The organism is Bacteroidales bacterium, assembly GCA_035353855.1.
Classification (GTDB): domain Bacteria; phylum Bacteroidota; class Bacteroidia; order Bacteroidales; family CG2-30-32-10; genus DAOQAK01.
In genome coordinates, this window is record DAOQAK010000002.1 from 107,781 (window position 1) to 122,126 (window position 14,346).

Genomic DNA, 14,346 nt, shown 5'->3' on the forward strand with positions numbered 1-14,346 from the left:
ATTATGTTAACAAGAATCTTTGGTTCAAACAGCATTTTTTCATTAGGTGTATTGATATTACTTACCGTTGTATTATGGAGTAAAATGTTTTGTACCGAAAATGCTTTTATTGGATATATACCGGCTTCCCCGTTTTATAATGTTTTGGTAACTTATCTTGGTGATTTTGTAATTATAAATTCATTTATAGCCATAGTCCTTGTTTTGTTGCAGGCATTATTGATAAATAATCTTTTATCAGGGAACGATCTGATGCCCGGTAAAACCTACATGGGGGCTTTTATCTTCATATTGTTTACTGCTTCATTCAGCGATATTGTTGTGCTTCATCCAATCATATTTTCGGGATTCATTATGACGATAGTACTGAATAACCTGTTCAAACTTTATGAGAAAAATGAAGGATATGCCTTGGTTTTCAATACTTCTATGCTGGTGTCTTTTGCTTCCATGTTTTATTTTCCTGCTATAGTTTTTATCTTTTTTATTTGGGCGTGTTTTATTGTATATAGGATTTTAGCATGGAGAGAATGGTTTATAAGCCTGATAGGTTTTGGGTTGCCCTATTTATTTCTTGGAACATATTATTTCTGGAACGACAAACTTCCATTGAAAATAAATGAGTACGCGCATGCAATTCAGGTTATAAATTTTTATGATTTTAAACCTACATTCAATACTTATATTTTTATAAGCTTAATTGGGTTTATCTTATTAATGGCAGTTTTTTTCATGATTAAATTAATCAGCGAAAAAGCGATACGCATCAGGAAACTTCTTTCTCTTATAATTTGGTTGTTTGTAATTTCATATTTGTCAATGGTTATAAGTCCGCTATATGGTATCATTGGTTTTGTTATGTTGCTGGTGCCGGCATCTGTAATAGTAGCATTGTATATTTCAAATATGCGCAAATCAATACGAAACGAAATAATATTGATTTTAATTACGATAATAGTGGCATTTAGCCGTTTAGATATATTCGAATTAATAAAATAAATTTAGTAATTTTACAAAAGAAAAATTTGAACTATGAAATTTGGTGTTGTTATTTTCCCGGGCTCTAATTGTGACCATGATATTATTTATGTATTGAAAAATATCATGAAACAGGAAGTTGTTAAACTATGGCATAAAGATAAAGATTTGCAAAAGTGCGAATTTATTGTTCTTCCGGGAGGTTTTTCATATGGCGATTATTTAAGGTCAGGAGCAATTGCAAGGTTTTCTCCCATTATGGAAAACGTGATTCAACATGCAAATAACGGTGGTTACCTGATGGGAATCTGCAACGGGTTCCAGATTTTATGCGAAGCTGGATTATTGCCCGGAACATTGCAGCATAACAATAATCAGAAATTTATTTGTAAAAATATTTTTATCAAACCTCAGACAAAAAATACAATTCTTACATCTGAACTTAATCCTGAAGAAGCCCTGAAAATACCTATTGCTCACGGCGAAGGAAGATATTATATTGATGAAAAAGAATTGAAGAAATTAAATGACAACGACCAAATCCTTTTCCGTTATTGCGATGAAAAAGGAAAAATAACTCCAGAAGCCAATCCCAATGGTTCACTTGAAAACATTGCAGGAATATGCAATTTAAAAAGAAATGTTTTTGGTATGATGCCACATCCTGAAAGAGCTGCTGACATTGAGCTACAAAACACAGATGGAAGAAAAGTATTTGAATCGGTACTGAAAAATTTTGTGACGGTTTAATAATTTTTTTACGATGCCGAAAATATTATTCGTTGCGGCTCATCGTCCCGGAAGGTCTCCCAGTCAGCGTTTCCGCTTTGAACAATATATTGATTTCTTAAAAGATAATGGCTTTGATTCCGATTTCTCATTCCTGGTTTCTTCAGAAGATGATTTGTATTTATATGAAAAAGGGCATTTGCTGAAAAAGTATGAATTCCTTTGTAAATCATACAGTATCCGTTCACTTGATCTAAAAAATTTAAAAAATTACGATTGCGTTTTTGTTCAGCGCGAAGCATTAATGTTCCGTTCCATTAAATTTGAGAAAGCTTTTAGCATGCATTCAAAATTAGTTTTCGATTTCGATGATGCCATATGGCTAATGGATGTTTCGGAAGGAAATAAAAAATGGAAATGGCTCAAGAATCCTGCAAAAACTGAGCAAATCATAAAATTATCGCATATGGTTTTTGCCGGTAATAAATATCTTTTTGATTATGCTTCGCTATTCAATAAAAATGTAAAAATTGTTCCGACAACTATCGATACCGATTATCATAAGAAGAAGACCCTGAAAAAAAATAATGATAAAATTTGTATTGGATGGACCGGAAGCATTACTACTATCAAGCATTTCAGGATGGCCGAAAATTTTCTAAAAAAAATAAAAGATAATTTCGGTGATAAGATTTATTTCAAACTGATTGGAAGCGAAACATACGAAAATGAAAAATTAAAATTAAAAGGAATACGCTGGAATAAAGAAACCGAAATTGATGACCTTTCGGAAATTGATATTGGAATTATGCCTTTACCCAATGACGAGTGGACAAAAGGGAAATGCGGGTTCAAAGGGTTGCAATATATGGCTTTGGAAATTCCCACGGTGATGTCTGCAATAGGAGTGAATAATGAAATAATTCAGGATGGTGAAAACGGGTTTCTTGCAAATACTGAAGAAGAATGGATTGAAAAAATTTCACAGTTAATTGAATCGAAAGAATTGCGTGAAAAACTTGGTGCTGGTGGAAGACAAACTGTTATTGAAAAATATTCTGTTGAATCGCAAAAAAATTATTACCTTGCATACTTCAAGGAACTAATTCAATTGTAATATGTTATTAGCTTCATATACCAATGATTTGATAGAAGCAGGTTGCGATGAAGCAGGTCGTGGGTGCCTTGCAGGTCCTGTATTTGCTGCTGCTGTGATTTTACCTGCAACATATAAAAATAAATTACTTAACGATTCAAAAAAAATTTCTCCCGATAATCGCGAGAAGTTAAGAAAAGATATTCAGAAAAAGGCTATTGCATGGGCTGTTGCTGAAGTTTCGAATAAAGAAATCGACAGGATAAATATTTTAAATGCCTCAATTGCGGCAATGCACAAGGCAATAAAAAAATTAAAAGTCAAACCACAGTTACTACTTATCGACGGGAACCGTTTTAAAAAATATGATGATATTCCTCATAAGACCATTGTTGGTGGCGATGGATTGTACATGTCGATTGCAGCAGCTTCAATATTAGCGAAAACTTATCGCGATGAATATATGATAAAACTGGATAAAGAATGTCCTGCATATCATTGGGGAAAGAATAAAGGGTATCCTACAGAAGCGCATTACGAGGCAATTCAGAAGGAAGGTATCAGCATACATCATCGCCGTACCTTCAATTTGAATCCGCAAATAAAATTAGAATTTTAAATTCTTATTATTTTCTTGAAATAAATTTTCCTTTAAGTCCTGAAATATTTATTTTATTTTTTTCAAGAACTTTTTTTCCTTTAACAAATACATATTCAGGTTTTCCGATAGTTTCAAAGCCTTCGAAAATATTGCTATCGCAATTTTGATGATGCGTTTTTGATGAAATATTTTCTTTAATTTTTGGATTCCAAACAACAATATCCGCATCGGAACCTTTTGTCAAATCACCTTTTCGCGGATTAAGCCTGAATATTTTTGCAGGATTGGTACAGCACAACTGAACGTATTGTTGAACAGAAATTTTATTTTTGAGAACGCCATAAGTATATAAAAGAGATAATCGGTGTTCAATGCTCCCTGCACCATTAGGCACTTTTGTAAAATTTGAAATACCAACATCTTTTTGTCCCGATAAATTAAACGGACAATGATCGGTAGCAATAACACTTACTGAACCTTTTTGAATGCCTTGCCACAAGCGGTTTTGGTCTTCAACATTTCTTAACGGTGGGCTTATAATATATTTTAAAGAGTCGGGAAGAGGAAGTTCGTATAACGATTCATCGAGAAATAAATATTGCGGACAGGTTTCGGAAAATACCGGCTGTCCTTCTATCTGGGCTTTTTCAATTGCATCAAGTGAACCTGCTGCCGATGTGTGAACAATGTATACAGGGCATTTGGTTTGCTTTGCAATTTGAATAACATTCTTTACAGAGTTGATTTCACATTCCACGGGTCGTGATAAAGCATGATATTTTGGTAATGTTTTATTTTCCCTGATGAATTTTTTTTGTAAGCGGAGAATTTCATCACCTGTCTCGCAATGTACAGTTACCAAAGCATTCAGCTTAGCTGCAGTTTTCATCACTTCAAGCAATTCTGCTTCTTCAATTCCAACAGTGCCTTTATAAGCTAAATAAGTTTTAAATGAAGTAATGCCGTATTTTTTTACAATAATTTCCATCTCCCTTGCTATTTCAGGCTTCCATGATGTTATACCCATATGAAATGAATAATCAATTAATGACTTTTCGGCAAACCTCATTCGTTCAGTAAGTGCATCAATAAGCGATTCATTTTTAACCGGAGTAACAAAATCAATAAATGATGTGGTGCCTCCGTAAATTGCTGCAATGCTGCCAGTATAAAAATCGTCGGACGAAGGACCTGCCGGAGTTTGAAGTTCCATGTGAACATGTGCATCAATGCCTCCCGGAAAAACAAGTTTACCGGAAATGTCAATAATGTTGGTATCTTCAGGAATTGAAGAAATATTTTCTTTTATTTCAGAAATGATTTCTCCGGAAATGAGAATATCTTCGCTATATTCTTTTTCTGAAGAAATCAATAATCCATTTTTTAACAGAATTGATTTCATTCTTTTATTTTCATTATCAAAATATTCTTTTAAAATTATACCTGCAACCGGTACTGTTTTCGTATTAGTTGCGTAATTTAGCAAAATTAATGATTATTCACTTAAACTAAATTTATTACTAAAGAATTATGCAATTCATATTTGCCACGAATAATAAACACAAGCTGCATGAAGTAAGAGAAGCAGTTGGAGAACGATTTAAAATCATCAGTCTTGATGAAGCGGGGATTAAAGAAGATATTCCTGAAACAGGCATTACACTTGAAGAAAATGCAAAAATGAAAGCTCAATATATTTTTGATAAGTATCACGAAAATTGTTTTGCTGATGATACCGGCCTTGAAATCGATGCAATTGACGGGAGACCTGGAGTGTATTCTGCACGTTATGCCGGTGAAGGTTGTAACTTCGAGGATAATATGATAAAAGTTTTAGAAGAGATGAAGGGAAGAGAGAACCGTAAAGCCCGTTTCCGTTGTGTTGTTGCGCTGATAATAAATGGTGAGGTGATGAGTTTTGAAGGAAGGGTTGAAGGGAATATATTAACCAGAGAGCGCGGAAATAAAGGTTTTGGTTATGATCCTATTTTTATTCCTGAAGGGTATGATATTACTTTTGCAGAAATGTCGTTAGAAGAAAAAAATAAAATCAGCCATAGAGGTAAAGCTATACACAAGCTTACAGAATACCTGTTATCACAATCTTTCTAAGAAAATTATTTTTTAATTACATTATCTAAAAGAATTGAAAATAATTCTTTTAATGAAATACCGTAGCTTTGAGCCTGTTTGGGAATAATGCTTGCAGTGCTTAATCCGGGAATGGTATTTACTTCAAGAAAATAAGGAATATTATTTTTTATGATAAAATCAAAACGGGCAACACCTCTGCAATTATATTTTTTAAAAAGATTTAATGATATTTCTTTACACTTTTTATGTATTTCTTCGGGAACACGTGCAGGAGTTATTTCATCAGTAAGACCGGGTTCGTATTTAGCGATATAATCAAAAAATTCTCTTTTAGGTACGATTTCGGTTAATGGCAAAGCAATTAGTTCATTTCCTTTCTGAAGTATACCACAAGTAACTTCTATTCCTTCAATGAATTCTTCTATCTGAACTTCTGTATCTTCTTTAAATGCAGTTTTTATGGCTTCTTCCAATTCTTCTTTTACCTTAACTTTGGTAACGCCAATGCTCGAGCCACCATTATTGGGCTTTACAAAACAGGGAAGCCCTGTGGTTTTCAGAATATCATTGATATCATATTTTTCTCCTAACCTTATTAATTCTGATTTTGCTATGGTAACTCCGTATTGATCAGCTAAAGCATGACTAAAATGTTTACTAAAAGTAACAGCCGATGAAATGACTCCTGAAAAAGTGTATGGAATGCCCATCATATCAAAGTATCCCTGGAGTTTGCCATCTTCACCGGGAGTTCCATGAATGGCAATAAATACTGCATCGAAAAGAATTTTATTACCGTTATCATAAACAGAAAAATCATTTTTATCCACGGCGCTCATGGTGTTGTCATCAGCTATGTATGTCCAGTTCTTCCCTGATAACAGTATAGTATAAACATTATATTTTTCTCTTTCAATGTTTTCTTTGATAATGGTAGCGCTTTTCAGAGAAATAACAGATTCGCCGGAATCTCCGCCGGTTATAAGTGCAATATTCTTTTTTGATGACATAGAATTTTTCCTTTTCAACAATTTATATTATTCAATTTCCCTACAGACTGCAAATATATGCATATTTGATAAGTTAAAATTTTTCTGTTTAAGTATAATAATAACAACAGAAGGTTAATAATTCATTTTTCGTGTTGTTGTTGTATGTATCAATCTTGATATTAATTTTTATCTTTGCCTTGTAACAATAAATAAAGATTTTTATTGTTTAATGAATTTATTGTTTCAAAAAAATACAAAATGGGACTGAAACAATTTCTTAAAAGCAAAGTATTTTTAAAACATTTGATTTTATCTGTAGCGGTAACCTTTATTCTTATATGGGTAATTACACTGCTGTTAGGTGGTATTACTCATCATGGCGAGGAAATTACTGTTCCTGATCTTACCGGATTAAAGACAGAAGAGATTGGAGAATATTTAAATGATAGAGGTTTGGATTACCTGATTATTGATTCCATTTATGATTCCAATGGGAAAAAAGGTACGGTTGCCAGCCAGGACCCGTTCCCCAATTCAAAAGTAAAAAGCGGAAGAGTGATTTATGTAACGGTAATTGCTATATTACCCGAACGTGTTGCAGTTCCAGACCTGAAAGACCTTACATTAAGACAATCGGTTGCTATTCTTGAAACCTACGGACTTAAAACCGGGAAGCTCGAATATGTAAAAGATATAGCACGCAATGCTGTATTAAAGCAAAAGTATAATGGCGAACCCATTGAACCCGGAAGACAAATTGAAAAAGGTTCATCTATTGATCTTGTAGTGGGAAGGGGAGAGGAAAATGAAAAAACATCAATTCCTTTTCTTATTGGAAAAACACGTAATGAAGCAATAAGGTTGATTACTGAAAACGGTTTGAATTTAGGTGATGAAGATTTTGAAGATGGCGCCGACACAGCAAATGCTAAGGTATATAAACAAAGTCCTTTTTATACTAAAAAAGAATCGGTAAGCCTTGGAAGTACCGTTAATCTTAGATATAAATCAAGTAAAAAATTTGATTTTAAAGCATATCTTAAAAAAATTAAAAGTGATACAATTGACAATGAATAAAAAAATTATTCATATACTGATAGTATTATTATTTCCGGTACTTATAAATGCACAGGAAATAGTAACAGGATTATATACAAACCCTGTTTTAAAAGATATGAAAACAATTCATGCTGAGAGAAAATTTTCAGGAATGCTGAAGCTCCCATTTTTTGATGATTTTTCAACAGTTAGTGTTTTTCCTGATGATACTTTGTGGACAGACAAATATGTTTTTATCAATTCTTCGTATTGTAAAAATCCACCCACTTATGGTGTTGCTACTTTCGACGCGTTAAACGATTCCGGTGCGCTATATACTAACGCTACAGCTTATAGTTTTATAGCCGATTCGCTTACTTCAAATTTTATTAAGCTCGATTCAATTTATGGAATTGATACGGTTGCTTTAACTATTGGCGATTCCGTATATCTTAGTTTTTTATATCAACCGCAGGGAATTAGCAATGCTCCCGAAACCGAGGATTCACTGGTCCTTGAATTTTATGCTCCGCTAACAGGAGAATGGAAACATGTGTGGAGTTCAGAAGGAAGCACGATGGCACAGTTTTATGCAAAACATGGAAAATGGTTTCAGCAGGTAATGATTCCTATTACCGATAGTGCAACATATTTTCATAAAGGATTCCGTTTTCGTTTTTATAATTATGCAAGCCTTGCCAATAACAGCATGCCAAGCTGGGCAGGTAATGTTGACCAATGGAATTTAGATTATATCTATCTTGATAAAGATCGTAGTATTGCAGATACTGCTTATAGAGATATTGCTTTTGTTGAGCCTGCACCAAGTGCGCTGAAAAATTATTATTCCATGCCATGGTCGCAATATTGCGATAATCCTGCAACTGAAATGAAAGATACGTTATACATGACAATTACGAACCTTGATACAGTCGAATACAATTCAAGTTACAGGTTTGGTGTTTTTAATGAAAATGAAACCAATGTATACTCATACGATGGTGGTAGTTGGAATGTTTATCCGTATTCACAGGCAGGATACCAAAATTATCAACCTCATGCACGACCTCCTGTAGAATTTGATTATCCATGTAATTCCAGCGATAGCGCTTCATTCCGCATTGTTCATTTGATTAAGGAAGGCATGGTCGGCGATAATCACAGGCAAAACGATACAGTTGTATTCAATCAGAAATTTTATAATTATTATGCTTACGATGATGGTACTCCTGAAGGAGGATATGGTTTAACCCCTGCAAATTCAATGCTTGCATACAAGTTTACCTTGAATCATCCGGATACGCTTAGAGCAATTGATATGTTTTTTAACCAGACGTATAATAATGCCAGTCAGCAATATTTTAATCTTACAATATGGAATGATGGTTCGGGAAGTCCAAAAGATATTATTTATCAGCAAACAAGTTTAAAGCCGCAGTTTGAGGATAGTCTTAATAAGTTTTACAGGTACGCTGTTAACGATGAAACATTAATACTTAGCGGAACCTTTTATGTAGGCTGGGTTCAGGTTACTGCCGATAATTTAAATTTAGGCTTTGATAAAAATAATGATGCGCATTCAAATATTTATTTTAATACCGGAAGCGGATGGATGAACAGCATTTATTCCGGCGCTTTAATGATACATCCGGTACTTGGTAAAAAACTGCCTGTTTATGCAAACATATCTGAAATTGCTGAAAACACAGGAGAAATTAAAACATACCCCAATCCTTCGAGTGGTGAAAATATTACAATCTGTCTTCCAAATAAAATCAATAAGGATAATTCAGAATTTATAATTCATGTTTTTGATATTCTTGGTAACGAAGTTTATAAATCACCTTTTTCAAAAAATATTGATATTTCAGATTTGCAAAATGGAATTTATCTGCTTTCGATAACTTCAAATAGTAGTAAAATCAAGTATTTTACAAAACTTTCAATTTTAAAATAAATTTTTTATAATGTCAGAAGAATTTGAAGTCCTCGACGAAGAGCAGGAAATGTATGAACATTATCGCTTTGTAGTTGATAAAGGTCAGAGCCTGCTGAGGATTGATAAATACCTAATGAATCGCATTGAAGGAGTTTCACGAAGTAAAATTCAGGCAGCAGCAAATGCCGGAAATATTCTGGTGAATAAGAATTCAGTAAAGCCTAATTATAAAGTAAAACCTTGTGATATAATTTCTATCGTGCTGGCTCAGCCTCCGCGCGAAATAGAATTGATTCCACAGAATATTCCTATCAACATTGTTTATGAAGATGATGATATTATTATAATAAATAAAGAACCGGGAATGGTTGTTCACCCGGGTTATGGCAATTATACAGGAACATTGGTCAATGCATTGATTTATCATTTTCAGCAATCAGAAAAAAATAATGAAAACGTAAAACCATTTCTTGTTCATCGTATTGATAAAAATACCTCGGGAATAATTTTGGTTGCTAAAAATGAAATAGCACAGGCTAAGCTGGCAAAAGAATTTTTTGATCATACCATAAAAAGAAAATATCATGCGCTGGTTTGGGGCGATTTTAAAGAGGAAGAGGGTACAATTACCGGGAATATTGCGCGTAGTTTGAAAGATAGAAAAATTATGGCTGTTTTCCAGGATGAAGAAATTGGCAGATCGGCAATAACACATTACAGGGTACTTGAGCGTTTTGGTTATATCACTTTAATTGAATGCCAGCTGGAAACAGGTCGTACTCACCAGATACGGGTACACATGAAATATGCGGGACATCCGCTTTTTAATGATGAAACTTATGGCGGGGACTATATTTTAAAAGGAACGACTTTTTCAAAATATAAACAGTTTATAGAAAATTGTTTTAATATCCTTCCGCGACAGGCGCTGCATGCAAAATCGCTCGGGTTTAAACATCCTGCAACAGGAGAAGAAATATTCTTTGATTCCGATTTACCGCACGATATGCAGGCTGTTATTGTGAAATGGAGAAAATATATTTCAGATAAAAAAAATGAATTTGAAGAATAAAAAAAGTCCCGAAATCCCGATATCTATAGGGATTTCGGGACTTTTTTTATTAGTTATTTAAGTAATGATATCCTTCGGATTACATTACCTTCCGTTGTTTGAATGTTTACAATATATATTCCTGAATTTTCGCTTGAAATATTAATGGTCATTTTATCAGTTGTTCCGTCATAAGTAATACTTTTAATATGTTCACCAATCATATTGTAAACATCAATGTTTACATCCGTTTTTTCATATCCTGAAAAATCAATGGTAAATTCGTTATTGGTAGGATTAGGAAATAATTTAATTTCTTTATCATTAATAATGTCATTAACAGCTGCATTAGAACATAAGCTATAAGTTGAATTTGCAGTTCCAAGGTTTTTTAAAGGTCCGGTTGCAAAACACGCTTGTATCCTTGCTTTCTGGTTAGGTGTAAAATTATGATAACAGGCATCTTCGGTATAGTCCATAAAATTCATGTACATAAACCCCGGGCTTGTAGTAGCACAAGCATCAGTTAAAACGCCTGTTGGACAGTCATAATTCTCACTAGCTTGATTTGGGGTGTCGTTGCAATAATCAGAACCACTGCAACCCGATTCGTCGCCCCAAATATGGTAAAGGTTAAAACAATGTCCGATTTCATGAGTTGTTGTGCCGCCTTTATTGTATGGAGCAGATGCACCGGTTTTCCCAAAATATTGATAATGGATTACAACCCCATAAGTGTTGCTTAATCCAGTAACAGGAAATTCAGCATAACCACAAAGCCCACCACCAAGAACACAAACCCAGATATTCATATATTTATTAGGGTTCCATTGGTCGGCTCCTCCATTAGATGAATATTTTACCATATCATCGTAAGTCCATGATGTAACAGTTGTTTGTTTATATTCAACACCCGTGGTCGGGCTTCCATTAGGATCCTTGGTAGCAAGGCAGAATTGTAATTCTGTATTTGCTTTTAGAGATGAAGCAAATGCACCCATATTCCCGTTTGTGTTAAGTCCGGCATAATCAATATTTAGGATGTCTATCTGTTCCTGTACCCGCGTAAGAGAAATAGCCTGGGCTGTAGTTTTATAAACAACATGAACAACTACAGGAATTGTTACAACTGTTTTTTGTTCATAATTAGGATTGTTTTTTATCCATTCCTGTGTCTGTTCTTCCAGCTGCTGAAGTTTGTGTGTATAGCCAGGGTCTAATGCTTCCAATGCTTTCCGGTGTTCCATGGTAGCACAATGTCTTTTGGGGATTACAGCATTGTTATCATCTACGGTATTTTGAGCATTTGTAAATGAAGCGGATATCAACACTGATCCGATAATAAGTAATAGTTTTTTCATAGGCTTTTAAATTGATTTATTAATGTTGATTTATTGAATCTGTTATTAAGGGGTTGAGTTGTTATAAAAAGGTTTAATATAAATAAAAAAATAGATAAGATACTAATGTTAAGTTAAGTCAAATATATCACAGAATGGCATATTGAGTTTATCGAAATGTGAACATTCTGTATGCGGTTTATCCTTCGATTTATACCGATACGTAACAGGTCGCCGCGGCGACTGCAAAAATAATTTTTCAACAAGCGTTACTATCGGCATAACTCGTTCTAATAATTTTTTCAAAATGGATAAGAACGAGTATACTCAGGATTATCGCCATTTCAAAATAAACTTAACACTACAAATATATCCTTTTAAAGGATTTTAAGCAAATCCTTTATCTTATTTGTTGATACTTTTTTTTCATTTATTCAGGAGAATTTTCTTATAGGGTGATTCAGGAGCTTATTTAATTGGATTATAAAGCGAATCTCTTTCAACAGGGATTTTTTTTGCATCAGAAATTATTTTTATCATTTCATCTTTAGTAAGCGTAGGATTTTTATCTTCAACACCGGCCATAGAATAAATTTTTGTTGAATCTTCAATAGTTCCGTCAATATCATCGACTCCAAATGACAGGGATAATTGTGTAGTTGCTTTGCCTATCATGGGCCAATAAGCTTTTAGGTGAGGAAAATTATCAAGAAATATCCTGCAAACCGCGTAATTCCTGAGGTCTTCGGTTACTGAGATTTCTTGTGGTAAATTCAGTTTATTATTTTTATTGCGATATTTTAAAGGAATAAAAGCATTAAATAAATTTGTTTTATCTTGTAATTCGCGAAGCTTATCAAGATGAGCGATACGATGAGAATAATTTTCTATATGTCCGTAAAGCATAGTGGCATTAGAAGGTATGCCACAATTGTGGGCAGCTTCATGAATTTTAAGCCATGTAGTTCCGGCTGATTTATTTTCACAAATTTGGTTTCGGATCTCTTCTGAGAATATTTCAGCACCACCTCCGGGAATAGAATTCAAGCCTGATTTTTTTAAAATCTCAAAACCTTCTATATATGTTTTTCCTGATTTTGAAAACATGTAATCGAGTTCAATAGCTGTAAAGGCTTTGATATGAATATTGGGAGCAATTTCCCTAATTTTAGAAATAAGATTACTGTAATAGTCCAGGTCTTTATCAGGATGAACGCCGCCAACAATATGTATTTCGGAAATTTTTTTACTTAATGCTGATTTTATTTTTTGTAATATTTCCACTATTGACATTTCCCAACTTCCTGGTTCACCTGCCTTTCGTGAGTATGAGCAAAACCTGCAATTATAAATGCAGATGTTTGTTGGTTCAATGTGGATATTTTTTATGAAGTATGTGTTGTCTCCATTTTTCTTCTTTCTTATAAAATCTGCGAGCAAACCTAAAAATCCCAAATCTGCTTTTTCATAAAGTAATAAACCTTCTTCAGTATTGATTCTTTGTGAAGAAAAAACTTTATCAGCAATAATTTTTAATTGATTATCGTGGAGAGAATTATTTATAACGGCTAAATTCATTAAAATATTTTTACAAAAATAAAAAACGTCCTGAATTTTCAGGACGTTTTTTATTTTAAGTATTATTAAGTTACTTTATTAAAGATAATTTTTTAATAACATTACCTGCAGGAGTTTTAATATTTATGATATATACGCCTGTTTCTTCATTTGACATGTCGATATTAACTCTATCAGTCGTACCTTCTGATTTAATAGTCTTTACAAGCTTACCAATCATATTATATACTTCAATTGTAGCTTCGGTATTTTGATAAGCTGAAAAGTCAACAGTAAATAAACTATTAGTTGGGTTAGGATACATCATAACATTGTGATCATTTACGATATTTTCATTTATACCTACGGCAGTTTGTGCACATATAACAGGGAAAATTGCCATGTCTAAATTAGCACCAACAAACCAATCATAGGAATACCATGTAGAACTGTTATATTGGAACCATCCTAAACTATCACCGCTTTTACCACTGCATTTATTATTAATAGTCATTACTGAAAGTTCATCGGTATTATAAGTAAATGATAAAGGTAAATCTAAAGTTACAAAGAATTTACTTGTTGTTGCAATAGGTGTAGTGAAATGATAAACATTGGTATTTACAAAACCGGTAGTCAAAGTACTTTTAAGTTTTGCAGTACTTGTTCCAAGCAGTATACCGGGTTTATTATCGGTGCCAACACTATAAATACTGGCAGTAGTACTTTGTGTGGTTCCTTTTAAAACAGCTAACTGAACAATAACATCTGATACCGTACTATTTGCAACTCCGTCATATCTTTGTGCAAGACGGGCTAAATCATTTTTTGAGGTGCTGCGTATAAAGGATAAAAAGCTATATGGAAACAAATACCATTCTCCGCTTAATTGTACCAGAAGAAATCATAAAGTCGTTTGATTTAATAGAGA

The 14,346-nt window shown here is 33.4% G+C and carries 13 protein-coding genes; 8 read left to right on the forward strand and 5 right to left on the reverse strand.

All coding sequences use genetic code 11. From position 1 onward, the window contains the following. Positions 1 to 3: 3 nt before the first annotated feature. The 4 genes from PKK00_00880 to PKK00_00895 are packed head-to-tail and all read left to right on the forward strand — an operon-like array spanning position 4 to position 3,422. A complete protein-coding gene (locus PKK00_00880) occupies positions 4 to 999 on the forward strand; it encodes a hypothetical protein (protein HNW96946.1) in 996 nt (331 codons plus the stop codon). 33 nt (positions 1,000 to 1,032) lie between these two features. Next, complete coding sequence (gene purQ / locus PKK00_00885; GenBank protein HNW96947.1) at positions 1,033 to 1,728, forward strand: phosphoribosylformylglycinamidine synthase subunit PurQ; 696 nt, start codon at positions 1,033 to 1,035, stop codon at positions 1,726 to 1,728. Positions 1,729 to 1,741: 13 nt separating this feature from the next. After that, the gene (locus PKK00_00890) at positions 1,742 to 2,824 is read left to right on the forward strand and encodes a glycosyltransferase family 4 protein (GenBank protein ID HNW96948.1); all 1,083 of its coding nucleotides are present in this window, start codon (positions 1,742 to 1,744) and stop codon (positions 2,822 to 2,824) included. A gap of 1 nt (position 2,825) precedes the next feature. Beyond that, the gene (locus tag PKK00_00895) at positions 2,826 to 3,422 is read left to right on the forward strand and encodes a ribonuclease HII (protein HNW96949.1); all 597 of its coding nucleotides are present in this window, start codon (positions 2,826 to 2,828) and stop codon (positions 3,420 to 3,422) included. A 7-nt stretch (positions 3,423 to 3,429) separates the two neighbouring features. On the opposite strand, the gene hydA is transcribed toward PKK00_00895, so the two are convergent. Beyond that, a complete protein-coding gene (gene hydA / locus PKK00_00900) occupies positions 3,430 to 4,806 on the reverse strand; it encodes a dihydropyrimidinase (protein HNW96950.1) in 1,377 nt (458 codons plus the stop codon). Between the two features lie 128 nt (positions 4,807 to 4,934). Between hydA and PKK00_00905 the strand changes: the two genes are divergently transcribed. Continuing rightward, positions 4,935 to 5,516, forward strand: a complete 582-nt coding sequence (locus PKK00_00905) for a non-canonical purine NTP diphosphatase (GenBank protein HNW96951.1) — start codon at positions 4,935 to 4,937, stop codon at positions 5,514 to 5,516. A gap of 5 nt (positions 5,517 to 5,521) precedes the next feature. Here the strand turns inward: PKK00_00905 and PKK00_00910 are convergent, their stop codons facing one another. After that, positions 5,522 to 6,508, reverse strand: a complete 987-nt coding sequence (locus PKK00_00910; GenBank protein ID HNW96952.1) for a D-alanine--D-alanine ligase — start codon at positions 6,506 to 6,508, stop codon at positions 5,522 to 5,524. 240 nt (positions 6,509 to 6,748) lie between these two features. On the opposite strand from PKK00_00910, the gene PKK00_00915 reads away from it, so the two are divergent. The 3 genes from PKK00_00915 to PKK00_00925 are packed head-to-tail and all read left to right on the forward strand — an operon-like array spanning position 6,749 to position 10,539. Next, a complete protein-coding gene (locus tag PKK00_00915; GenBank protein ID HNW96953.1) occupies positions 6,749 to 7,567 on the forward strand; it encodes a PASTA domain-containing protein in 819 nt (272 codons plus the stop codon). Further along, positions 7,560 to 9,485, forward strand: coding sequence for a T9SS type A sorting domain-containing protein (locus PKK00_00920; GenBank protein ID HNW96954.1), 1,926 nt, complete (start codon positions 7,560 to 7,562; stop codon positions 9,483 to 9,485). The genes PKK00_00915 and PKK00_00920 overlap by 8 nt, the downstream gene beginning before the upstream one ends. Positions 9,486 to 9,495: 10 nt before the next feature. Continuing rightward, positions 9,496 to 10,539 (forward strand): RluA family pseudouridine synthase, encoded by a 1,044-nt coding sequence (locus PKK00_00925; GenBank protein HNW96955.1) that lies wholly within the window; start codon positions 9,496 to 9,498, stop codon positions 10,537 to 10,539. Between the two features lie 53 nt (positions 10,540 to 10,592). Here the strand turns inward: PKK00_00925 and PKK00_00930 are convergent, their stop codons facing one another. The 3 genes from PKK00_00930 to PKK00_00940 form a co-directional block, all read right to left on the reverse strand. After that, complete coding sequence (locus PKK00_00930; protein ID HNW96956.1) at positions 10,593 to 11,879, reverse strand: M43 family zinc metalloprotease; 1,287 nt, start codon at positions 11,877 to 11,879, stop codon at positions 10,593 to 10,595. A gap of 447 nt (positions 11,880 to 12,326) precedes the next feature. Next, positions 12,327 to 13,436: an aminofutalosine synthase MqnE gene (gene mqnE, locus PKK00_00935; GenBank protein HNW96957.1), complete on the reverse strand. Its 1,110-nt coding sequence runs from the start codon at positions 13,434 to 13,436 to the stop codon at positions 12,327 to 12,329. Between the two features lie 70 nt (positions 13,437 to 13,506). Continuing rightward, positions 13,507 to 14,286, reverse strand: coding sequence for a T9SS type A sorting domain-containing protein (locus PKK00_00940; protein HNW96958.1), 780 nt, complete (start codon positions 14,284 to 14,286; stop codon positions 13,507 to 13,509). Positions 14,287 to 14,346 lie beyond the last annotated feature (60 nt).